This window comes from Methylomonas stagni, from assembly GCF_050154735.1.
GTDB lineage: Bacteria > Pseudomonadota > Gammaproteobacteria > Methylococcales > Methylomonadaceae > Methylomonas > Methylomonas koyamae_A.
The window spans coordinates 1,858,420-1,878,928 of record NZ_CP189557.1 but is presented as its reverse complement, the minus strand read 5'-3'; the positions used below and the strand labels follow the sequence as shown (position 1 = coordinate 1,878,928).

24 protein-coding genes and 2 pseudogenes are annotated in these 20,509 nt (G+C 53.5%); 18 read left to right on the top strand and 8 right to left on the bottom strand.

All coding sequences use genetic code 11. From position 1 onward, the window contains the following. Positions 1-310 precede the first annotated feature (310 nt). From ACP4CD_RS08795 to ACP4CD_RS08780, 4 genes and pseudogenes are all read right to left on the bottom strand, one after another. Positions 311-2,800, bottom strand: a complete 2,490-nt coding sequence (locus ACP4CD_RS08795; RefSeq protein WP_426994274.1) for a hypothetical protein — start codon at positions 2,798-2,800, stop codon at positions 311-313. Beyond that, entirely contained in the window at positions 2,797-3,672 is an 876-nt protein-coding gene (locus ACP4CD_RS08790) for a hypothetical protein (protein WP_426994273.1), read from the bottom strand. Before ACP4CD_RS08790 ends, ACP4CD_RS08795 begins: the two co-directional genes overlap by 4 nt. Before the next feature lie 481 nt (positions 3,673-4,153). Next, positions 4,154-4,609: a hypothetical protein gene (locus ACP4CD_RS08785; protein WP_426994272.1), complete on the bottom strand. Its 456-nt coding sequence runs from the start codon at positions 4,607-4,609 to the stop codon at positions 4,154-4,156. A 261-nt stretch (positions 4,610-4,870) separates the two neighbouring features. Continuing rightward, positions 4,871-5,218, bottom strand: a pseudogene (locus ACP4CD_RS08780) (phage integrase N-terminal SAM-like domain-containing protein). A gap of 364 nt (positions 5,219-5,582) precedes the next feature. Between ACP4CD_RS08780 and ACP4CD_RS08775 the strand changes: the two are divergent. The 7 genes from ACP4CD_RS08775 (at position 5,583) to ACP4CD_RS08745 (ending at position 9,498) form a co-directional block, all read left to right on the top strand. Further along, entirely contained in the window at positions 5,583-6,182 is a 600-nt protein-coding gene (locus tag ACP4CD_RS08775) for a hypothetical protein (RefSeq protein WP_426994271.1), read from the top strand. Positions 6,183-6,282: 100 nt separating this feature from the next. Next, entirely contained in the window at positions 6,283-6,969 is a 687-nt protein-coding gene (locus ACP4CD_RS08770; RefSeq protein WP_426994270.1) for a hypothetical protein, read from the top strand. 81 nt (positions 6,970-7,050) lie between these two features. Beyond that, on the top strand, positions 7,051-7,635 hold the full coding sequence (locus tag ACP4CD_RS08765; protein WP_157197973.1) for a hypothetical protein: 585 nt from the start codon (positions 7,051-7,053) through the stop codon (positions 7,633-7,635). An 8-nt stretch (positions 7,636-7,643) separates the two neighbouring features. After that, positions 7,644-8,057 (top strand): hypothetical protein, encoded by a 414-nt coding sequence (locus ACP4CD_RS08760; RefSeq protein WP_426994269.1) that lies wholly within the window; start codon positions 7,644-7,646, stop codon positions 8,055-8,057. A gap of 95 nt (positions 8,058-8,152) precedes the next feature. Beyond that, the gene (locus ACP4CD_RS08755; RefSeq protein ID WP_157197971.1) at positions 8,153-8,611 is read left to right on the top strand and encodes a hypothetical protein; all 459 of its coding nucleotides are present in this window, start codon (positions 8,153-8,155) and stop codon (positions 8,609-8,611) included. Positions 8,612-8,700: 89 nt separating this feature from the next. Continuing rightward, positions 8,701-9,090: a hypothetical protein gene (locus ACP4CD_RS08750; RefSeq protein ID WP_426994268.1), complete on the top strand. Its 390-nt coding sequence runs from the start codon at positions 8,701-8,703 to the stop codon at positions 9,088-9,090. A gap of 114 nt (positions 9,091-9,204) precedes the next feature. Continuing rightward, positions 9,205-9,498, top strand: a complete 294-nt coding sequence (locus ACP4CD_RS08745) for a hypothetical protein (RefSeq protein WP_426994267.1) — start codon at positions 9,205-9,207, stop codon at positions 9,496-9,498. A 127-nt stretch (positions 9,499-9,625) separates the two neighbouring features. On the opposite strand, the pseudogene tnpC reads toward ACP4CD_RS08745, so the two are convergent. From tnpC to ACP4CD_RS08730, 3 genes and pseudogenes are all read right to left on the bottom strand, one after another. Further along, positions 9,626-11,184 (bottom strand): annotated as a pseudogene (gene tnpC, locus ACP4CD_RS08740) (IS66 family transposase). A gap of 31 nt (positions 11,185-11,215) precedes the next feature. Beyond that, positions 11,216-11,566 carry an IS66 family insertion sequence element accessory protein TnpB gene (tnpB, locus tag ACP4CD_RS08735; protein WP_064031840.1) on the bottom strand — a complete coding sequence of 117 codons (351 nt, stop codon included), beginning with the start codon at positions 11,564-11,566 and terminating at the stop codon, positions 11,216-11,218. Continuing rightward, positions 11,542-11,949: a transposase gene (locus tag ACP4CD_RS08730; protein ID WP_231883784.1), complete on the bottom strand. Its 408-nt coding sequence runs from the start codon at positions 11,947-11,949 to the stop codon at positions 11,542-11,544. The genes tnpB and ACP4CD_RS08730 overlap by 25 nt, the downstream gene beginning before the upstream one ends. A gap of 109 nt (positions 11,950-12,058) precedes the next feature. On the opposite strand from ACP4CD_RS08730, the gene ACP4CD_RS08725 reads away from it, so the two are divergent. The 11 genes from ACP4CD_RS08725 (at position 12,059) to ACP4CD_RS08675 (ending at position 20,239) form a co-directional block, all read left to right on the top strand. Further along, positions 12,059-12,388 carry a hypothetical protein gene (locus ACP4CD_RS08725; RefSeq protein ID WP_426994266.1) on the top strand — a complete coding sequence of 110 codons (330 nt, stop codon included), beginning with the start codon at positions 12,059-12,061 and terminating at the stop codon, positions 12,386-12,388. Positions 12,389-12,486: 98 nt separating this feature from the next. Further along, positions 12,487-12,852: a hypothetical protein gene (locus ACP4CD_RS08720; protein WP_426994265.1), complete on the top strand. Its 366-nt coding sequence runs from the start codon at positions 12,487-12,489 to the stop codon at positions 12,850-12,852. Continuing rightward, a complete protein-coding gene (locus ACP4CD_RS08715) occupies positions 12,845-13,195 on the top strand; it encodes a hypothetical protein (protein WP_426994264.1) in 351 nt (116 codons plus the stop codon). The genes ACP4CD_RS08720 and ACP4CD_RS08715 overlap by 8 nt, the downstream gene beginning before the upstream one ends. After that, positions 13,173-13,718, top strand: coding sequence for a DUF6817 domain-containing protein (locus ACP4CD_RS08710; protein WP_426994263.1), 546 nt, complete (start codon positions 13,173-13,175; stop codon positions 13,716-13,718). Before ACP4CD_RS08715 ends, ACP4CD_RS08710 begins: the two co-directional genes overlap by 23 nt. An 83-nt stretch (positions 13,719-13,801) precedes the next feature. Next, positions 13,802-14,092: a DUF1330 domain-containing protein gene (locus ACP4CD_RS08705; protein ID WP_064031099.1), complete on the top strand. Its 291-nt coding sequence runs from the start codon at positions 13,802-13,804 to the stop codon at positions 14,090-14,092. Positions 14,093-14,195: 103 nt separating this feature from the next. Next, complete coding sequence (locus ACP4CD_RS08700; protein ID WP_064031098.1) at positions 14,196-14,624, top strand: hypothetical protein; 429 nt, start codon at positions 14,196-14,198, stop codon at positions 14,622-14,624. Positions 14,625-14,730: 106 nt separating this feature from the next. Continuing rightward, positions 14,731-15,129, top strand: a complete 399-nt coding sequence (locus tag ACP4CD_RS08695) for a GFA family protein (RefSeq protein WP_426994262.1) — start codon at positions 14,731-14,733, stop codon at positions 15,127-15,129. Positions 15,130-15,181: 52 nt separating this feature from the next. Further along, entirely contained in the window at positions 15,182-15,544 is a 363-nt protein-coding gene (locus tag ACP4CD_RS08690; RefSeq protein WP_426994261.1) for an REP-associated tyrosine transposase, read from the top strand. 145 nt (positions 15,545-15,689) lie between these two features. Continuing rightward, positions 15,690-16,886 (top strand): 1-acyl-sn-glycerol-3-phosphate acyltransferase, encoded by a 1,197-nt coding sequence (locus tag ACP4CD_RS08685; RefSeq protein WP_426994260.1) that lies wholly within the window; start codon positions 15,690-15,692, stop codon positions 16,884-16,886. After that, positions 16,879-17,748, top strand: coding sequence for a phosphatase PAP2 family protein (locus ACP4CD_RS08680; protein WP_426994259.1), 870 nt, complete (start codon positions 16,879-16,881; stop codon positions 17,746-17,748). The genes ACP4CD_RS08685 and ACP4CD_RS08680 overlap by 8 nt, the downstream gene beginning before the upstream one ends. Continuing rightward, a complete protein-coding gene (locus tag ACP4CD_RS08675; protein ID WP_426994258.1) occupies positions 17,732-20,239 on the top strand; it encodes a PEP/pyruvate-binding domain-containing protein in 2,508 nt (835 codons plus the stop codon). The genes ACP4CD_RS08680 and ACP4CD_RS08675 overlap by 17 nt, the downstream gene beginning before the upstream one ends. Positions 20,240-20,319: 80 nt before the next feature. Here the strand turns inward: ACP4CD_RS08675 and ACP4CD_RS08670 are convergent, their stop codons facing one another. Beyond that, positions 20,320-20,484: a hypothetical protein gene (locus tag ACP4CD_RS08670; RefSeq protein WP_426994257.1), complete on the bottom strand. Its 165-nt coding sequence runs from the start codon at positions 20,482-20,484 to the stop codon at positions 20,320-20,322. Positions 20,485-20,509 lie beyond the last annotated feature (25 nt).

Below are 20,509 nucleotides of genomic sequence, written 5' to 3'. Positions count from 1 at the left end.
TCGGATTTGTTCAAGACCGTCATGCCCGCCGGGAAGCGGGCATCCAATGTCATGGATGGTTGGCTAAAATCCATTTATGGCGTTTGGATTCGCTCCGCGCTCTAACCGGTCCGGCAATCCATGCCGGGATGACGATGTTGATTTCCTAATCGGACAAAGCGGAACTAATTTAGCCCTGCCAAATCCGTCGGGTTTCAACGCGCCGGCACGGGTAGATTGGGTGCCTCAACGCAAGGGTCTCGATCGATCTAGCGGAGCGCGGCTGGCGGCATTGCCAGGTCGGCGGGTGGTTCATCGGTCCGGCGGGCGCTTAATATTGGCTCAACGTCCAGTATTCCGACAGTTGTTGAAACAACACCAGTAGCGCGCCGGTGCCGCCGAAGGCTTGCAGCAAGGGCCATTCGTACCAGGGCCGGAAGGCGCCCTCGCGCAGGGCGCGGGCGCTTTCGATCTCGGATTCGATCCGATCGATTTCCGCGCTCGTCGCGTTACCTGAGTGTCGCAATTCCCTTACCTTAAAGCTCCATTGCTCGATCGCTCGGCGCCGGGTGGTTCTGGCGCCGCGCTGCAACAGCCATTCCGCCGAAAACGCATAGATAAACATCAAGATAAACACCGCGCGCAGGCCCCAGGGCAAATTCCAGTCGTCGATGGCCGGATTGCGCGCCAGCACCATCAATCCAATCACCGCGACCGGGCCCCAGATCAACGGCTGCATGGCTTTGGTCAGCTCCTTGACCAACTGGATTTTCAACCATTCCGAAACGCAGGGTTCGGCGACCGCGTTGGCTTGGGCATGCTCGATGGCCCGCCGGTTCCAGCCATCGCTCTGTTGGGTGAGATTGGCGATCAAGCGTTCGCACAGCCGCGCGTGCTCGACCACCCACATGGTCAGCATCACGGTGGACAGAACCGACAGCAGCAACAAGGCGGCATTCACCGCGACCACCGAGGTACCGCGCGCCGGAATATTAGGAAGTTGCCCGAAGCGCATCGTAATGCCGGCGACGACGATGAAGGCCAGACTATGAATCAATACCCGGAGCAGGTTGCCGGGAATGCCCAGTTTGGTGTTATCCAGATAACCTAGATAGTGTTGCCAGAGCCGGGCGGTGGCTGCCGCCGGCGTGGCGAGTTTGCGCTGGATCGCGTCCGCGCCAAGTCGGATGCCGATCGCGCACGCGGAATTCATGACTAACAGGGTCAAGCCGACAAAGCTCAAGATGCTCAGGCCAAGGTATAGCTTAGTTTGCAGCGGCAGCGCCATCGGGGTTTGCGGCACGCAGGTTTGGGAATAGTAGTAAATCAACCACGCAAGCGTCGCGATCAGCAACAGATCTTTCACCAGCCAGTCGGAGAACGGCGGCACGCGTTGAGTCAACATTCGCCGGAGCGTATCCCTGCGGCCAGGCTGGGGGCGATTTTCCGCGACTTCCCAGCTGCCGACAAACATCAGCTTGCATTCCTTGATCGACGCATCGGCATGGTTCGGCAAACCGAACGTTTCGGAAACGGTTACGCGCATTTGGGCTAGCCGGCGTTGTCCCCAGCAAAAAAAGGCCACAGCAACCAGGTAGGAAACCAAGCGCAGGCCCTCGGTCGGCCAGATGCTGGCGCCTTCCAGCCAGTAAAACGGTTCGGCCATCGGGCTGGCAAGATATTCGTTAAAAACCACAAAAATGCCCAGCGCCGATAACGCCACCGCCGTGGCGATGCAGGCCATGAGTCCGCTGTCTAAAACCCGGCAAACGGCCGACAATGCCCATTTGCGAATTTGCCAACTGACCAGACAGGCCATGCAGATCAGGCTAAGGCTTAAAAACAGCAGGTTTTTGAATTCAAAACTGAAGCGGCTCGATTTGACGGCCGGCTGAATGCCTTGATCTGCTTGCTCCCAGTTCGGCCACATGCAGTGCTCGGGATTGGGCGAAAGGCCGCGCGAGTCATCGCAGCGCGGCACCGCCAACGGAATCGGCCGGCTACGGCCGATTTCGAACAGCGTCGGTATGATGGGCTTGATGTTAAGCGGTGGGGGCGTGACGGCCAGCTGCGTGGACAGGAACAGCGCGGTCTGATAATTGTCGCGAAACGGCGGGATGCTGCCTTGCCACTGGTCGTCAAGATATAGGCCGTAGGGCGCCGCTACCAACAAATTATGGGTTTGCAGCCATTTGCTCGGATGATTGTAAATGGCGTCCAAATCGGTGGTAAAAAACAAGGTATGCGGGAAGTACTGGCGCAAGGCCTGTAAAATCATCAGCTTGTCGTAGACATCCGATCCCAGGATGCCGATCGCGGCAATCCCGCCGTCGGGGCTGCTCTGGATCAGGCACGCGTCCAGTTCGGCGATATTGCCGGCCAGTCGCCGCAGATAGTCTTTTTGGCTTTGGCCTTCGGGCGTTTCGATGTTGGCGTTTTCGGTTGGTTTGTCCTTGTTCGCGCCGGATGCCTTGGCATCCGCGCTCTTATCGCCGGATTTCGGCAATTTGCCGTCCAGGCCGCGCATATAGCTGTAGCTATGCACGGTTTTCTGACCGCATTGGCTGCCGGGAGGCGTCGTCTTGGGTTTGGACGGCCAGGTTTTGACAAAGGTGTCGCGCATGGCGCGGCCGTAAAACGTGTCCCACTCCGACAGTATTACGATGTGCGCGTCGGCGGTGATTCGCCGCAACGCCAATTCGCTGACCAAGGCCTTCATCAAGTCGTCATCGCTGGACGTGGTACGCAGCAAACGGATGTTTTTCTGCTTGAAAAGCTCTTCCAGACAATGCGCGTCCTTGTTTTTGCATAGACCGCTCAATTCGAAGTCGGCGGCGGTGGCCGCCGCCGCGTAAAAACCGATGTCGAGTCTGCAATCGGCGTCGAGGGCATCGCCAAGTTTGGGCGATGCCGGGCAGGGGGATGCGCGAATGCCGGGTTTTCGGTTTCCGCCAGCATCGTGCGCAGGGTCGCCGAACTGTTGGGGCCGATCACCCGATAGCTGGCCTGGTCTTGCTCGGGCATGACCAGTTTCAGCAAGCGGTTGATTTTGGCGAACGGGGTTTCGGTCAGACTGGCTTCATCCAGCCATAGCACCAGGATCGGCGACTTCTGATTTCCGTCGCGCGGCAACCACCATTCGAACGGGACTAGTTTTTGCAAATCGTCTTGGCCCGGTTCGAACACGCCAAGATGTTGTTCGTCGCTCGGTATCCAATCTTGATTGGCCAAGCCGGACAGTACGGCATAGCGGCGGCGCATCCGCTGTTCGGCTTCTTCGGGATACGGGCCGCCGGGCAAGGTGACCGCCAGCACCGTGATTGCCTGGTTCGAGTGATTCAGCGCATCCGGCACGATGGCTTTCTTTTCCGGCAACGGCGGAGCGGTCGGCGACGGGCGAATTTCAACATTCGCGGGACGGCCGTCTACAAACAGCGCGAACGATTTCGCGTCGGCTACGGACTTGCCGGCCGCGTTGGCGGCATTTTCGACAGTGGAAAACGGATCTTGCCAAAGTCGGGCGTCGATATTCTGCAGCGACGGATGGCTGGATTTCAGCGGGTCGGCCGAAGGCCGTTCGTCCTGATAGGGCAGGGAATGGCCGATCAACAAACTCGCCAACATGGTCATGATCAATGCGATCGGCAACGGCGATCCGTAGCCGCCGCTTTCGGGTTTTCTATCCTCCGCCATGGTCCGTATCCTGCAAATTAAACACTGCCGGCATGCTGGCGCAGTTTGGCGGCTTTTGGCAATAACGCATTTGTGCCGGTACAAACGTACTGGGTTGGAATGATCGATGCGTTGCCGGATTCGCAAGCGTCAGAGCCTTGCGCACAAGTAAATTAGAGTCGCGCGCAAGCTTATTTGCCTTGCGGGCAAGGTTTTTTTCGTTGCGCGCAAGCCAAATATGCTTGTGGTTGGACTTTAAAGCCTTGCGCTCAAGGCTTTTAGGCTTATGCCCATAGAAAATTGCCTTGCCCGCAAAGTCATTTACCTTGCGGGCAAGGCTTGGAACCTTGCGAGTGCTGCGAATAAGCTTGCGGGGTTAGCGGCAAAGCTTGCGAGCCTTGCCTTTATCTATTCCGCTATGGACTTGAGCTTAGTTGGTGTGCCGGAAGGCCGAGCCGGGCGGCTGACCTACTTATCTTGTTTAGCCGACAGGCTGGCCGGTTTAGGTTTTTGGCTTGGCGCCGCGGTTAAATCGAACCGACATCGCCTGCCGCAGCGTTTCCAATCCCGCGCCTTTACCGGCGATTTTCAACGAAGCGTAAGCATCCAGACTAAAACTATAAATATCGCTGCCCAGTGCCATGTCGGTATCTTCGGCTCTGCTCAATAAATCGCGCAGCCGATGCAGGCGAGGGCGGAGTCTATCGAGCGTCGCCAGATCGGCTTCCGCCGAGGCGGTATCCAGACCGGGCGGAATGGCGGACGTATTTTGGCTGGACACCGTCAGCGTCTGACGGCAAAACGCTTCGGTTTTATCGCCCATCTTGGGGATGGCGCGACGCTCTTCCGGGGTTAAGACCAGAAAGCCGGCGAAGCGGTCTTCCAATATTTTCAGGGCGGCATCTATATCCGCGAGATCGTTGTCGGAAAGGCTTAAAGAAATCAGATGCTGGTTCATGTCGGGCTCCTTTTGGCGTGGCTGATACGGCGGACGATGGGGCAGTGCGCAGATGAAAAGCGTAGGCTAAATTCAGAGACACGCGCTACATTGTTTACTAGAGCGCTAACAGGCGTTGGATGGCATCCGAGCGCCAAGCGCTGGCTGGCAACCGGCGTTATTCGAACAGGGCTATAGGCAAGGGATGCGCGCTAACCGGCGTTCTTTGTTACAGAGCCTGCGATTGTTGAAATCGGACGGCGGTAGCCGACTAAAACGGGCTTATAAACCGTTGAAATAGGCCGCCGCCGATCGGCGAAGCTCGGCCATGCCGTCCAACCAAGGCCATTGCACCGCTAACACGTCGCGATACAAAAACAGAATGGCCGACAAAGCCTGATTTTGCGTGGAACTGGAGACATGCCGCTTGGTTGCCAGATAGGTCTAGAACTGTTCGACTTCGGCCGCGCCCATTTCCGTCGGATGACGCTTGGCGTTAAACAAAATAAATTGCTTAATCCAGGACACGTAGGTATCCTCGGTACTCAGGCTGTAGTGCTTGAAACGAATTTTATCGCGTACCTGATCCAGTCGTTTTTTTGGCGGTGCCGATGTCGTATTTGTTTCCATAACATGTCCCCTTTGCCCGAGCCAATTCGTTCACAAACAATAACTTGCCATCATGAAAAAAGGATTATACGACATAATGCTCTGGATTATAGGACAAGCGATGTCGTATACATTACGTTGGGCATTTAGGTTCGGACAGTAATGAATCCCGATACTCTTGAATGGTTACTGGAACGCTCTATTGAATCTTATGAGGCGGAAGACAAAAGCACAGATAAGATTAGAGAACGAATCAATTTCATTTTAAGTCTAGCCATTACCCCCTTGCTTTGCTATTGCCGCCTACCTAATTAGCAGCTTAAGAGGTGAGCTTTTCCTGACATGGAACATCTATCTTTTTTGGTTACCACTATCGATTGCCATCTTGATCCTACTTGTTTCTACTGGCTATGTTGCATATGTCTTGCTCTGGCCATTTAAATACTCAAGATTGCCGTCCCCGTCAAAGATCATTGAGTATGTTAATGCTCATCCAGAACCCGACACTGTCTTGCTTGATGCGCGAAACGGTCTCTTAAATGAAATCGCAAATTCGGTTGATCATAACTTCACACAAAATCAACATAGAAAGTCAAAATTATTGACCGCTCAACGATTGGCTTTTTGTACTTTCTCTTTACTAATCCTTGTTTGCGTACCTCGATGGGGGTACGTTTTTACTAACGTAGAACCCGAAGCTCAATCCGTTAAAATTGTTTCACCTATCCAAGTTATTCAGGAGCCAAAAATGACGCAACCGACACAAAAGCAGCCAGCCGCACCGCAACAGCCCGCACCCTCAACAACTCAAAATCAACAACAAACAACAAGCCAGATTAATGTCCAACAGGCAAAACCTACTTTTCCGAAAAGCGTCATGACTTTTGATTCTGTTAGCTCTGGTAGCAAACCTGAGTTCCCCAAAAGCTCCTTGGCACTAGAATCGTTTGACCCTAAGAACAGTAACAATAAATCAGGAAAATAATGCCCAACCCGGCGCTCAACCTCGCTCCCTTCGGTCGCTGGACTCGCCAAAGCTACGCTTTGGCGAGCCGGTTAGCTCCACGTTAGAAGTCCTCGAAAACATGTATCCCACACAACCATCCGTTCCGACGCCGCAGCCGAGCCCGTTTGTCTACATTGTCGATTCTCCTTCCGCTTCGGACTTGATCGACGGATACAGTATCGGAATGGCGCTTAGAGACGCTTTGCGGGCTATTCGAATACCGCACTTCTACACTCTCGCCGTAAACGGAGAAACGTTTGGTTCCGCTCTTCGCGAGCGATTGCAAAACTGCGTTGCACAGATGCAGCCATTCAATTTCCCTACCGACGCTATTCCGTTAATTCACTTATGTATGCACGGTGCGAATGAGGGTATTGCGCTAAGCGATAACACATTTATCAGCTGGCCAGAACTCAGAAATTTGCTTGCCTCGCACAACCACATTAAGGGATACGACCCGTTTGTATGCATGGCATCTTGCAACGGAATTCAAGCATCGAGCATGGCTCATGCTTACGGTAGCGTATTCAGCTTCCTAATCGGCAATACGGGCACGGTGCTCCAGTCTGATCTCACCGTCGCATACTTAGCGTTCTACAACCATCTTTACTGGAAACGCGCATCCGTCGATCAAGCCGTGGCAGCAATGAAATCTGCATCTGGTGATCATAATTTTTACTTCTCGGACGGTAAGCAATTGCAGGCACAACGTTTCAATGAACTCTTTTCGTCGCCGCAAAATGCATTCTCTCGCCCGGTTTTCTAACCCTGCGCTCAACCCGACCGCCCTGACGGGCGTCGGGTTAGCTACACGTTCGCCGTCACCACAATGAAGCGCAGATTCCTTATGGCCAGTTTCTTCTCTTTCATTGCTGGGCTCCTTTCACCGGGGGCCAGCGCTGTCGGCTATAAGGTGGCGGACGTATATTCTGGGCTGCGCAACATGGTGCTCAGCGCGAAGCCAGATACCATTGGCGTTGAGCTGAAAGATGCCAACGAAGTGTGGGGCGTCGTAATGGAAACTGGCTATCCGGAGGCTGTTGCTTCCCTTGTGGCATTAGCCGACGGGACGGTCAGTCTCTATTTCAGCAATGGCGGCGGCATCATCGGGCTTGGCCCACATGCTGGTCCTCATCGTGCGGCTCAGTCTTTTCTCGCAACCTCACAGCAATTTTCTAAGCAGGTACAGCCGACCAAGAGCTACCCCTTGCCCAAGCCTTCATACACGCGCTTCTATTTGCTCACTGGCAATGGGGTACTGACAGCCGAAGCCAAAGAAGATGACCTTGGCAACAATCGCCTCCCTCTCTCACTACTCTTTTACAAAGGGCATGAGCTAATTTCAGAAGTCCGGGCGGTTGATCAACAACTTCGCGCCGAACAAGGCGCTCCAGAGGGACGCTCCGCCGGCAAGCCGGCTACGCGCCCCTGAGCTCTACGTTGGGCGTCAATAGTGGCACGCTGAGAGAACAAACAATGGGCATTTCAAAGTACGACGTCGAAGTACGAGATAGAGCTATCACTGAGGCAAAAAACCCCGCCAGTTTTCTCGACGCAGTGTTCTGTATCCATTACTACAACTACGAGACAAAGCACTGGGGGCCGCTACCGAAACTCCCGGACATCACACCCGAAGAAGTGTTCGGAGAGTTTGATCAGGCTGCGTACCAGACTTGCCTAGAGAAGTCGAAAGCGTTGCTGCTCAGTACGGCTTATGTTGGCGAATCTGCTCATAAATATCCGGGGGCCATGCCATACGAAGCGGCATTGGAACGTATGCGAAAGGAAAATCCCGGATTCAGTCCTGTTGCTTATGAGCGAACGGCCTATCGCGCGATGGTGGCTATGAGATGAAATACGACTCCATCGACGCCCAACCCATCCATCAACACGGACGCTACGCGATGAAGCCGCGCAGCGCCGGTTATGTCAAACGTTAGGGGTCATTGGTGCGCGCATTTTTCGCCTCGCTCTGCATGTTTGTCATTGTTGCCATTTCCTCTTCAGCTTCGGCCGCGGAGACCAGCTTCAATGGCACGTGGTCTATTGATCTGCGCTCAAAAACAGAACAAGAGAGTCGTGTTGAGTGTGGGTTAGCCACATTCGTACTTGTGCAAAACGGAAACAGAATCTCCGGTGACCACACATTTTCAACGCCAGGCTGTGGCCGGCTAAACGAGGGCGGCGAACGTACGGTCAAAGGTGTGGTGGTTGGCAATACAGCAGTTCTTGTTGTCACCAGCGGGCGCAACGGTGCCGTTGTCATGGGCAAGGCCACTAAAGACGGTACGTTTTTGCTTTGGCAAACGCTGGAAGAGATAAGACAAGGTGAGCCTGAGGGTGATTCACCGCTCATTCTAGGAAAAGGGCGACTGGCTCGGCAGCAAGCGCATGAAAACAACCCCTAACATGGCGCTCAACCCCGTTCGCTTCGCTCTCTGGACGCTGCGCGATGAAGCTGCGCAGCGCCGGTTAGCTCTACGTTGGGCGTCATGCCATGTATGAACTAACCGGCACGGACAAGATTTGGAATCGCGCATGTCAAGGTGGAGGGGAATCTCCTCGCCCCGGCGACACTGCTTTGGCTGGGTTGCTGCTCTTTCACGGCCCGACCATGAATGGCGGAGTCCTTAACGCAGTCGAATGCCTTTCCGCAGAGCAACTCGTTGCCGCCCAAGCCGGTTACACGTACTTTGGCTTTGGAGGTATCGCCGACCTTATTGGCGCTGCTCAAAAGGCTATTCGCCAAGGCGATGACTTGGAGCCTCTTGAAGCTGAGTTCGATCAACGCTATTGGGCTCTGGTCCCAGACGATGGGGTGTTGGTTGAGAGCTTCGAGCGGCGCCAACAGCAACACCCGCTGGATTATTCACCGATTGTCGAATAACTAAATGCCCTCGTTTGCTGAAATCACGCCCAACCCGGCGCTCAACCACGCTCCTTTCAGTCGCTGGACGCTGCGCGATAAAGCCGCGCAGCGCCGGTTAGCTCTACGTTAGACATGCGCGAACGAACTGCAAATCTCTCGACTGCGGCCAATGGTCATCTTCAACTTTGTTTTGAGCGCGCGTCCCCACTGTTCGCTCTCTGGTTGCGGCTCAAGCTACAATTTGTTCATGGTTTTCGGCGGGAAGGTCATCGCGTGCGCGGCTTGGACGAGGTTATCGTTCCTGACTTCGTACGGGGCAACACTAGGCTGCTCGCTGGATGGGACAACTGGTCTGGGTATTACCTTCTTTCAGAAAGCGCGGCAGGTGATGATTTTCTCAGTGTTTATGCCAAGGACTATGTCTAACCCTACGCTCAAGTTCGCTCTCTTTGGTCGCTGGGACCCCGCGCCTGCGGCGCGCCCCTTAGCGTAAGCGATCTTTGAAGGACGCACTAGAACTGAAACGGACAATGACTTAACCGTTGGCGTGCGATTAGTCCGTTAGGGCGTCGAGATTCCAAGGCAACAGCGCTTCGAACTCTTCGACAGTTTTTGCGGTGGGAAGCTTTCGGAACAGATCGACCAGATAGGTGTAAGGGTCGACGCTATTGGCCTTGCAGGTTTCGATCAACGAGTAAAGATTAGCGCTGGCACGGGCGCCGGCCACCGTATCGCAAAACAACCAATTGCGGAGGCCCACCACGAAGGGGCGTATGGCGTTTTCGCAGAGGTTGTTGTCGATGGGCCAAGCGCCGTTGTCGACGAAGCGGATCAGTTTGGACCACTGCGATGACAAGTAATGCAAAGCCTTGCCCAGCAAACTACCGGGGATTACCGCATGCAGATGTTGTAGCAGCAGGGCTTCGATTTTGACCAAAACCGGTCGGCTTTGCTCCTGGCGCCGCTGCCCACGCTGTTCGACGCTCAGGTCTTTCGTCTGAGTTTCAATCGCGTACAGTTCACCCATCGCCGCGATAAACTGCGTCGCCAGTTGCTCCGGGCCGCGCGCGGCTTTAGGAATGGCGGCTTCGGCCTCGACAAAATAACGCCGCGCATGCGCCCAACAGCCGAGGTGAATCGCGCCCCGGCTGGCGGCAATGGCGTTATACACCTCATAGCCGTCGCTCATCAGTACCGCGCCGGGTTTGATGCCGTCATACAACGGCTGCGCATGCGTTCCGCCGCGCCCCGGCGTGTAGCTGAACAGCCGAATCGGCGGTCCGGAGCCGGTCATTTGTGCCCACAGATAGCTTTTGCTTTGCGCGGCTCGGCCGGATTCTTTGAGCACTTGAACCACGGTTTCGTCGCCCAGGATCAGATCGGCATCGAGTAGATGGTCGCGCAGCAAGTTGATGATGGGTTGCACTGCGTCGCCAACCCGCACCATGCTAGCCGCCAGCGTGTTGCGCGACAGATCGCCGCCGAAACGGCTCAACAGCGCGGCTTGCCGATACAGCGGCAGGCTATCCTGGTATTTGGCGGTGACGACCCAGGCTAATGCCGTTTCGGTGAGTAAGCCTTTGGGGATGATGCGAACCGGTGCCGGCGTCACGCGAATGCTTTCATCGCAGCACGGGCAGGCATATTTGACGCGGTGATGTTGAATGACTCGCACCTGTTGCGGCACGATGTCGAGCTGCTCGCTGATTTCAGCGCCGATTTCCACCAGACGAGTACCGTCATGCGCACAGATGCGTTCGGCTTCCGCTAATTCATGGCGCACGATCTCACGCGGCAGATGCGGATCGAGCGGTTTGCGACCGCGTTTCTTGCGGCGGTGACCGGCCACCTCGACCGCTTCGGGCGTGGCTTCCTCGGCGATTGGAGCACCGTTCGGCGCCAACACTTCGGCTTCGTTAGGAACAGGTCGCGCTGGGCCGGATTGGCCCGCGCCTCGGATTTTGCGGCATACAGCCTATGCAGAAAGGCATCCACACGTTCTTTCAATAAATCCCGCTCGACCGTCACCAACCGCAGTTGACTCGCCAGCCGTTGCTGCTCGGCCAGCAAGGCTTGGTAGTCTTCGGTGGACAGCGTGATGGTGGGCGTCATGCTGTTATTTTACCGGCTTTACATCCGCGTTTCAGCCTACTTGGGTATAGGTTCGTGCCGGATGCGGCCGCATCGCGGCCAAGTCAATACCGGCTAACAACCAGTGGAGTTGCTCGACCGTCAACGTCACAACTGCTGCCTCTTTCGGCCAGTGAAAACGGTCGGCTTCCAGCCGCTTGAGCATCAACCAAAAACCGGTGCGGTCCCACAACAGCAGTTTGATCCGATCCCGCCGGCGATTGCTGAACACGTAGATGGCCGGCTCGAACGGATTCAAGCCTAATGCCTGCTCAACCAGCAGCGCTAAACCATTGATGGCCTTGCGGCCGTCGACCGGCTCGCGGTGCAGGTAGACCTTCAATCCTGCGTCGAAACGAAACATGGCAGCTCGGCCAACGCCTTCAAAATCACCGGCAGGTCGCTCAGTGCGACAGGCTGTAACGCGAGTTTAACGCCGTTGGGCAACTCCGCACTGAGCGCTGACTCAGCCGGTTTCTCTGCGCTCAGCGACTGAACGGGCACAAAAGCCGGCAACGTTAATGGACTGTTCGGATTCGGATGTCCTGTTTCTCGGTAATGCCCCATCCACTTGCGCAGCAGATTGGCATTGATACCGTATTGCAGAGCGATCTTGGCAACCGATGTGCCCGAATGCAAGCAAACTTTCACTAGCTCCCGCTTGGCTTCCGGATCATAAAGGCAACGGCCGTCTCGCCCGTGCCCCACGATTAATGGCCGCGATAATCGCGTGTTATGCTCCTTCATAGGTGTCCACCTGATTATAAGTGGACACTATCTTCGTTCCTTTCGAGCTGTTTATACAGATGCTGTTAAAGGACCGCTTACCCCTTAGCTTCACGTTAGGTTTCTCAACATGCCTTCAATCGTCCTAAGAGACTCAATTGCAGACGCTGGCTTCCTACTGGTGGCGGGCGATGATCCCCTATCCAAGGAGGGGCTGCGCGACGTAATCCTTATGAGTCTGCCTCTTCCAAATAACTCAGAGTTGGCAGCCTTCATACGCCAGCACAAGCACACCGAATTCACGGCCGGCATTACGTCTAGCGCGGGTGGCTATGATCTCGCGTTTTCGGTTACACACGAACTGAAGGTCTCGCTGCATCTTGAATCTGATGGCAACGGCTACTGGTCTGTGGCCTGCATTGGTCAAGGCACTTGTAAAGTTCTCGCCAGTGAAACCTAACCCGGCGCTCAACCTCGCTCCTTTCAGTCGCTGGACGCTACGCGATAAAGCCGCGCAGCGCCGGTTAGCTCTACGTTAGCTATACAAGGAAAATCCCCTTGAAAGTTATCAGAAATGACTCCGATTCAAGCACCCCACCAACCGACCGGGGAAAATCCTTCACACAAATTGCATTAGCATTTTGGTTGCCTATTTCGTTAGGAGCGGGTATGGGGTTCGACGCGCCCGGATCGACGAAAAGCATATTGTTATGGATCGCAGTGCTCCCCATATTTACTTATCCTCTTTGGGGGATTATCGCCTTAAGAACCAAACAATACAGATATGCCTATATTCCATTCATTATTTTTTCTTGGCAGGAAGTCTTCATGATTATTTTAGCTAACCCTGCGCTCAAGCGGGACGGCGCAAAAGCGCGCCGCCCCTTAGCTCCACATTATAAGATTTGGGGCACCCGTGGATAATGACCAAAAAGCTGCTGAGTTAAAGAAAATTACGAAAAAAGGGAAATATTGCTATATCCCTGTTGTGCTAGCGTTTTTTGTAGCAGTAATATCAATAAACACAGGTGCGAATCCTGATATATTCAATCTTATGGTCATTCCAGGCTTATGTCTTTCATGGGGGCTAATGGCTTATCATATTTTTTCAGCCAAATTCCCAATTTGTAATCAAAGGTTTTATAGCTTGTGGGATTTAGTTGTCTCGGGTACTTTTAGAAAATATTCCTGTTGTAATTGTAAGTTCTCATTGAAACCAAACAATCAGTCAAAACCTTATCCAAATGATCGATCACGTGATTTTTGAAAGATTGCGAGACCTTGGCGCTGGGGAGTTTGAGCATTTGAATGGAACCCTACTCAGTCATCTGATAGGAACCCACGAGTTGTTACATCGTTGGGGAGCAAATGAAGTTCTATGCAAGGCGGGTCTCTATCATGCCGTGTATGGAACTGATGGCTATGATGGGAAATTACTTGCCCTAAATGAGCGCTTGCAAATACAGAAGTTGGTCGGCTCGGAATCTGAAGAGGTTATTTATATGTATTGTGCTTGCGATAGAGACTTCTTCTGGCCCCAGTTCGGGATAGTTAATAATCCAGTTTTTCGAAACAGATTTTCTTGCGAAGAATATGTGCTAGCGAATGATGCGCTCAAGAAATTCTGCGAATTGACAGCTGCCAATGAATTAGAGATTGCTGGCGGAAGCACTCAATTTATTGACCAATATGGGGCTGGCTTACGGTCTCTTTTTATGCGAATGAAACCATATTTAAGCAACCCAGCTTACGATTTTTTCATACAGACACTAGGTGAAGCAAATGGATAATACGTCGCTCAAAGGGACGCTCCCCTTAGCTTGGCGTTATACATCAATAGACATTAGGACTTGAGTTTAGAGAGAACCAAAGAATGAATGCGTACCTGATATTGGACTTATCAATCAACAATTTTGAGAGCTTTCGAGAATATATCGAAAAAATACCTCTTTTTATAAAAAAACATGGTGGTAGATATATCGTGCAAGGAGTGGAGCCTGAGGTAATGGAAGGTGACTGGTGCCCGGAGCGTGTTGTAATTCTTGAGTTCCCCTCAAAAGAAAACGCAAAGGAATTTTTAGGGGATACTGAGGCTCAACCGTTATTCTCAATACGACATAAATCTACAACCAGTAAGCTAATCCTAGCTGAGGGATGTTCTTAAACTATGCCGCAAAAATGTATAACATGGCGCTCAAGCGGCACGGCCGCAATCGTGCCAGCCCCTTAGCTTTACGTTGGGCCACTATCTCTGATCGGACTTTTCCATGAAACTGTTTCCGCTACTCGTCGGCGGTGTTGTCGCTGGACTCATAATTGTTGCCGGTGAGGCAGTCCTGAATTTGGTCGTTCTCGCTGACGAATGGGTCTATCTGTTCTCGCGCTTTTCCCTTCCTCAACCAACCCCACTCGTCGCAGTACAGGGACTACTTAAGCTGCTTCTCCTTGGCATCTTTTCTGTCTGGCTGGCGGCTACTCTTAAGTCTGCGTTTCCTAACCCCTGTCGTGCGGGTGTCGTATCGGGCCTTTGCGTTTGGTTTCTGGTCTGGGCCTGGGTACAGTGGGGAATGTTGCTCGCCGGTTACGTTACGACATACGTTGCTGCAATTACGGTCGCGTGGGGTTTTGTCGAATTGCCTTTTGCTATATGGGCAGGCACATGGGTGCACTGGCGACTAAACGGCGGGTTGCGGTGAAAGTGCTTTCGTGTGTTTTCGGCAAGTGGCCCCCGGCAGTCGAGCGGGCCTGCGCAAAAGGCTGCGCTGGCCGCTCACTTCTGCATTAAGCAATATTGGAGAACTTATGACTAAAAAACTTGAAGGCTCTTGCCACTGCGGTGCGGTACATTGGATATTCGATGGAGTACCCGAGTCGGCTACTGCCTGCAACTGCACAGTCTGCCGACGTTATGGCGTATTGTGGGCATATGACTTCGAAAATGAAGGCATAATTGTTTCAGGCCAAACTAAAATTTACGCTCGTGGAAAGTCCATCGAATTCCATTTCTGCCCTAACTGTGGCTGTGTTGCGTACTGGCGAGCACAAGCAATTGACAAGGAAGGTCGCCGCAGAATTGCCGTCAACTTGCGTCTAACCGAACCAGAACCTATTGCCAAGCTACCTATTGACCACTTTGATGGACTGGATTCATTCGATGACTTGCCACGGGATGGGAAATGTATAGGCGACTATTGGTTTTAGCGAGTAGGATGGGTAGAGGCGGTAGCCGAAACCCATCGACAATTGCCGGAATATGACTAACTATCATCGCCACAAACGCAAAGGCGGGATTTACTTTTTTACCGTCAACATTGCGGACAGGCGGAAAACGCTGTTGACCGAACGAATCGATGTATTGCGAGACGCGTTTCGGCAGGTAAAAGCGCTTCATCCGTTTACTATGGATGCCATCGTGATTTTGCCGGACCATCTTCACACCATTTGGACATTACCGAAAGGCGACGACGACTTTAACTTACGCTGGCGCCAAATCAAATCGGCATGTCATCGTTCCCACGCGGGAGCGTGGGAACGTAACAGCACCGCTCCAGCGGTGCGTATCGGGACGCAGGAGTGTCCGCCTCAGCATTCCCACGCCGGAGCGTGGGAACGATAACAAAGCTGATTTTTGAAGCCAATAATGTTGGCTTATAAGCTTTTCATGATTTCCCGATGTCGCAATTTGTCATAGATATGCCTTAACCGGATTCTCCAGCTATATTTCGAGCTACGAATATTGCCTGACGAAGAAGGGCGTTAGAATGACGAGTCTAAATATTGCGAGTTTGCTTCACTACGGCATATGGCGCTGCATTGGCTATCTGGCATTCAGTCGAATAAGAGTCATCGGCAAAGAGCGGCTAACGTTAGTCGGTCCTGTCGTGTTTGTAGCCACTCACCGCAATGGCGCACTCGATGCCGCACCCTATTCGTTTGCTGTTCCTTTGGCCATGCCGATGGTATCGGCGCAGCTGCAGCGTTTACCGTTGGGCAGATTTTTGTTCCGTGGTATCGCGGTAGCCCGTGCCAAGGATAAGGCTCGCGGAATTAAGGCCAATAACGGCAAGGCCTTGGCGGAATGTATAGAGTTACTGAAAGTGGGTGGACAACTGTTCATCATGCCGGAAGGCACTAGTTCCCTCGGTTGCCGACATTTACCGTTTAATCGTGGTGCCGCGCGTATCGTTGCCCGAGCCATGGCCGCTGGAGTCAGGCCCATTATCCAGCCCTTGGCTGTTCACTACGAAGACCCTACTCACTGGCAAAGCCGTGTTGAGGTGTTAATAGGCGTACCCATCATTCCGCAAAACGCCGACGAGATAGCGATACACCAGTCGATTACCGATGGTCTGGAGGCTGTTGGGGCTAATTTTGTCGATACCGAAGCTCAGCAAATGGCAGAAAAATTGGCTTATGCCCGTATTTTAGGTGCCGATCTTTCTTATGCTGAACACTTAAAAAAACTCGAGGGGCTGATTACGCCAGGTTTGTCCGAGTCGCTACGGGCGTTGGAGGCAGTTGCCAAGGATAAAGGTCTTTTTCTTCATCAAGGCCTACCTTTAATGCCGCTCCGCTTGTGGCAATCGGATTTAATTAAGTGGTTACTGCTGGCGCCTATCATCGCTTGTTTCAGCATATTGAATTTCCCGGTACTGGCTGCCGGGCATATCGCTAGTCAACTTCTGCCGGACGAGCCGAATGTCATCTCCTTTTGGCGCATGGTCGTCGGTTTGCCGGTAGGATTATTTTGGGTCGTGGCCGTTTGCGTGGGTTTGTTTGTATGTGCCGGACCAAGTTGGTTTGTTCTTTACGGCGCGATCAGTACCGTTGGCCTATTGGCTTGGTACCGATTCCGTAAATTGACGGTAGCACTCGGTAACGCGGTTTTTCATCCCGAGGTGAGGGCGGTATTGGTAACAGCCTATCGGAATTTGGCGGAGCGCAAAGCGCATGAATAAACTTCTCGACCCGCCCTTACGCTATTTCAGTATCTATCTGGGCGCTGTTTCAGCCATCGAAATCGCGCACCTGACGGTTTGGAGTCTATTGTTTTGTCCGATGTTGGCCGGCATGGCCGGATTGGCGCGCAGGTATTCCAGGCAACGCAGTTGGGGGCTATTGGCTGCCATTTGCGTCAGTCTGGCCGTGGGTATGAATGTGTCATATCAAGCCATGGCCGGGGCTATCCCCGCTGTCAGGAGCGTACGCTTCGATGCCCAGTTGTTGGCATTGGATCGGCTATTGATAGGCGAAACGCCGTCGGTATGGTTGGAACGATGGATTAGCCCACCGCTCACCGAACTAATGAGCGCTTGCTACTTGTTATTGATGCCATTGTTGCTCGTCAGTCTGCTGCGTTATTTTTTCCGGCGCCGGGAGTTGCTCGGCGAATTTTACACCGGCCTATTCGCGGTTTACGGCTTGGGGTTTCTCGGTTATCTGCTGGTGCCGGCTGCCGGGCCTTGGCTGGCCTATCCGGAGTTGTTCAACGTGAAATTGAGTGGCGGCGCGGTCACTGCATTTAATCACGCGATGGTTGAGCAAGGCAGTAATAAAGTCGATGTCTGGCCGAGTCTGCACGTGGCTGTGACGCTTTATATACTGGGATTTGCCGGACGGCATCATCGCCTTGAGTTCTGGGTTTTGTTGTTGCCGATATTGGGTTTATGGATCGCAACTTTTTATTTGCGTTATCACTATTTTGTCGATGTCCTCAGCGGCTTGGCGTTGGCAGGCTTTGGTTTATACGAAGCTCGCCGTCATGCCGCTCACCCCGCCATCAACCCCAACAAGAAGGATACCTATGCCAACGCTGTTTGATTTTCATCATCCGTCTGCTCTGGATTCCGCCATATCCGGCGGTAAGGGCGCCAACCTTGCCCGCTTGACGCAGGCTGGGTTTGCCGTTCCATCAGGCTTTGTGTTGCCGCAGGAGGGATACTATTCGTTCATTGAGCAATACGATGCATTGCCGGATTTGCTTCGGAATTTGCCTATAGACGAACCCCTGGCCTTGGAACAAGCGTGCACAAGTTTATGCGAGCAGTTGACCCAGCTATCGGTGCCAGAAAGCCTGAAGCAGGCAATTGCGGAGGTGTTGGCTGAGTTTTCGGACGACACGGCGTTCTCCGTGCGTAGTTCCGCCACTGCCGAGGACTTGGGCGGCGCAGCATTCGCCGGGCAGCATGAGACGTATCTGAATTGCATCGGCATCGACGACATTGTTTCGCGTATCCGGGATTGTTGGGTGTCGCTGTGGAGTGCCCGCGCCATTGCTTACCGCTTGCAGGCCGGTATCGGCTTGTCGAACACAGCGATGGCGGTGGTGGTGCAAAAAATGGCCTTCAATCGGGTCGCCGGCGTGGGGTTTTGCATCAATCCGGTTACCGGCGATCCAGCACAACAGTCGGTGGATGCCAATTATGGCTTGGGTGAATCGGTGGTGGGCGGTGAGCATCAGGTTGATCATTGGTTGCTGGAGAAGTCGTCCGGCCGAGTGTTGGAGGCGGTGCTGGCGCATAAATCCTCATGCATCGTCGCCGACCGCACCGGTACGCGCAGCGAGAACTTATCAGATGATCGAGCTAATTTACCTTGTCTCAGCGAACTGGAGTTGGCTGAGTTATCCGATTTGATGCGGCGCGTCGAAAAGTTTTACGGTTATCCGCAGGATATAGAGTGGGGTTTTGAGGGTGAACAATTATGGCTGTTGCAAGCGCGACCGATTACCCGCATCCCTCCGCGCTGGACCCGTGACGAATCCGCCGAGCGATTTCCCTCGGTGATTACGCCGCTGGCTTGGGATTTGGTGGCGGAGGGTTTTCACCAATCGCTGTCGCATTCTTTCGAATTGATGGGCTTGCCGCCGTTTCACGGCAAGTGGTTCGCCTTGTTCGATAATTATGTATACGGCAACCAGAATGCCGTCGAAGTTTATGCCGAAGGCACTGCAAATTCATTGAACGTGCGTTCGGTTGCCGAACTGATGTCTGCTTTACCGACACTGCGCAAACGCTATGCCTGGGTGCAGGAATTACCGATGGCGTGGTCGCGCGATTTGGATCGCTATTTACTCGGCCTCGGCGAATTAATGGCCGAGCCGCTGACAGGACGCTCTATTCCCGAGTTGTGGGATTTTGTACTGCGGGTGAAACAGCTCGGTGCAGAATATTTTCTGCCAAATATTGCTATTTCCATTACTCAGCGCACGCTATACAAACTGGTGTACAGCATCGTCGGAGCGGCGGTCGGCGACGCGGATGCGCCGGCGACCTTTGATCGCTTGTTGGCGTACTGCGAAACCAAAACAGGCTTCGTCAATAAGGAACTTTACCGGCTGGCACGGCGGATCGCCGAGTACCCCAAACTCGTGCAAGCGTTGCGCACCCAAACGGGTCAGCAATTTCTGGCTTCCGGCGGATTCATACAGGAAGCAGATATTGCAGCCGCTTTCCAGCGTTTTTTACTGGATCATGGGCATCGGGAAGTAGAGTTCGATCCCTATCATCCGACCTGGTTGGAAGCGCCATGGCTGGTGATTGAAAATCTGAAAATGATGTTGGACTCGGCCGTGGAAGACCCTGCCGAAAAGGAACGTACTTTGAAAATCCGGATGTTGGAAACCGAGCGGCAATTGATAGTCGGGTTGCCGGAGGATTTGCGGTTTCCGGTTCAGGAGCTGTTGCGCTTGACGCGGTTTTATACCGCATTGGACGACATAGAGCATTACCAGACGACACGATTGACATTGCCGTTCCGCAAGGGTTTACGGGCCTTGGGCCTAGCCTTGCAGGCTAGGGGCATCATTACGGAAGCGATGGATGTGTTCTTTGCCAGAGCCGAACAGCTCTCGGAAACAATCCGCCTTAACGACGCCGAGTCGTGGCGTTGTTTGGCCGATAGCATAGTCCGGGAAAAACAGGCGTATCAAAACCATAGGCAGCATTCTCCGGAATGGGAATTGGGTAAGTCACAAGCCTATACCGCTAAAGACGGGGACTTTGTTGGTTTGCCCGGTAGCCCCGGTATCGCCAGCGGCACGGTATTTAAGGTGTTGTCGCAGGACGATTTCGCCGATTTTCCAGTCAACGCGGTACTGGTGGCTCGTACCACCAATCCGGCTTGGACGCCTTTATTTTATAAGGCGGCGGCCGTGATCACCGAAAGTGGCGGACCTTTGTCGCACGGCGCAGTGACTGCGCGGGAAGTGGGGTTACCTGCGGTAATGAGCGTCAGAGGTGTGTTGGATGCTTTGACGAACGGCGACAAAGTGACAGTCGATGGTACTGCGGGCCGGGTAAGACTGGATTGAAGCAAGTCTTCGTAAGCAGGTCGGTCGGTCCACTTTGCAAAAATTCGGGATACCCCCGGTTTGTGCCATAAGCGCAAGATTCAGAGCTTTGGCTTGGCGCCGCGGTTAAATCGAACCGACATGGCCTGCCGCAGCGTTTCCAATCCCGCGCCTTTACCGGCGATTTTCAACGAAGCGTAAGCATCCAGACTAAAACTATAAATATCGCTGGCCGGCGCCATATTGGTATCTTCGCCTCGGCTCAATTATTTGCGCAGTCGGTACAGGCAA

Bases quoted from the DNA above. Each gene is read 5' to 3' on its own strand.
- ACP4CD_RS08685 (WP_426994260.1), top strand. From the start codon at position 15,690: ATGACGAGTCTAAATATTGCGAGTTTGCTTCACTACGGCATATGGCGC.
- ACP4CD_RS08730 (WP_231883784.1), bottom strand. From the start codon at position 11,949: ATGAAGGAGCATAACACGCGATTATCGCGGCCATTAATCGTGGGGCAC.
- ACP4CD_RS08750 (WP_426994268.1), top strand. From the start codon at position 8,701: ATGTATGAACTAACCGGCACGGACAAGATTTGGAATCGCGCATGTCAA.
- ACP4CD_RS08680 (WP_426994259.1), top strand. From the start codon at position 16,879: ATGAATAAACTTCTCGACCCGCCCTTACGCTATTTCAGTATCTATCTG.
- ACP4CD_RS08785 (WP_426994272.1), bottom strand. From the start codon at position 4,609: ATGAACCAGCATCTGATTTCTTTAAGCCTTTCCGACAACGATCTCGCG.
- ACP4CD_RS08770 (WP_426994270.1), top strand. From the start codon at position 6,283: ATGTATCCCACACAACCATCCGTTCCGACGCCGCAGCCGAGCCCGTTT.
- ACP4CD_RS08700 (WP_064031098.1), top strand. From the start codon at position 14,196: ATGAAACTGTTTCCGCTACTCGTCGGCGGTGTTGTCGCTGGACTCATA.
- ACP4CD_RS08765 (WP_157197973.1), top strand. From the start codon at position 7,051: ATGGCCAGTTTCTTCTCTTTCATTGCTGGGCTCCTTTCACCGGGGGCC.
- ACP4CD_RS08710 (WP_426994263.1), top strand. From the start codon at position 13,173: ATGATCGATCACGTGATTTTTGAAAGATTGCGAGACCTTGGCGCTGGG.
- ACP4CD_RS08695 (WP_426994262.1), top strand. From the start codon at position 14,731: ATGACTAAAAAACTTGAAGGCTCTTGCCACTGCGGTGCGGTACATTGG.
- ACP4CD_RS08705 (WP_064031099.1), top strand. From the start codon at position 13,802: ATGAATGCGTACCTGATATTGGACTTATCAATCAACAATTTTGAGAGC.
- ACP4CD_RS08675 (WP_426994258.1), top strand. From the start codon at position 17,732: ATGCCAACGCTGTTTGATTTTCATCATCCGTCTGCTCTGGATTCCGCC.
- ACP4CD_RS08725 (WP_426994266.1), top strand. From the start codon at position 12,059: ATGCCTTCAATCGTCCTAAGAGACTCAATTGCAGACGCTGGCTTCCTA.
- ACP4CD_RS08745 (WP_426994267.1), top strand. From the start codon at position 9,205: ATGCGCGAACGAACTGCAAATCTCTCGACTGCGGCCAATGGTCATCTT.
- ACP4CD_RS08790 (WP_426994273.1), bottom strand. From the start codon at position 3,672: ATGGCGGAGGATAGAAAACCCGAAAGCGGCGGCTACGGATCGCCGTTG.
- tnpB (WP_064031840.1), bottom strand. From the start codon at position 11,566: ATGTTTCGTTTCGACGCAGGATTGAAGGTCTACCTGCACCGCGAGCCG.
- ACP4CD_RS08690 (WP_426994261.1), top strand. From the start codon at position 15,182: ATGACTAACTATCATCGCCACAAACGCAAAGGCGGGATTTACTTTTTT.